The organism is Candidatus Niyogibacteria bacterium CG10_big_fil_rev_8_21_14_0_10_46_36 (assembly GCA_002772995.1).
Lineage (GTDB): Bacteria > Patescibacteriota > Minisyncoccia > 1-14-0-10-42-19 > 1-14-0-10-42-19 > 1-14-0-10-46-36.
The window spans coordinates 73,832-74,224 of the sequence record PFCO01000003.1 but is presented as its reverse complement, the minus strand read 5'-3'; the positions used below and the strand labels follow the sequence as shown (position 1 = coordinate 74,224).

Here is a 393-nt window from a genome sequence, read left to right as displayed (position 1 = left end):
GCTTATTGTCGCGCTTGCATTGTATCCGATGGTGATCGGTCCATCACTGCCGTTTGCTTTGATATCTACAGTAGGGGATGCTGCCTGCTCAACAAATATTGTTACGCTGTCAGATGCGCTGCCACCATTGCCCGTGCAGGTGATTGAATATGTTTTTGTATTAATAAGATTGCCGGTTGACTGTGAGCCTGAAGTATTCTTTGAGCCCGACCATGAACCTGATGCAGTACATGAGCTTGCATCTGTTGATGTCCAGCTGAGAGTCGCGCTTGAGTTGTGTCCGATAGTTATCGGTCCGTCGCTGTTATTTGCTTTAATGTTTACTGTAGGCGGAGTAGCCGACTGTACCTGCACCGTTACGCTGTCAGACGCATTGCCGCCATTTCCGGTACA

1 pseudogene (running past both ends of the window) is annotated in these 393 nt (G+C 48.6%); it reads left to right on the top strand.

Going from position 1 to position 393, the window contains the following annotated elements:
* A pseudogene (locus tag COU47_01390) lies at nt 1–393 on the top strand (hypothetical protein) (it extends past both window edges: 449 nt to the left, 79 nt to the right).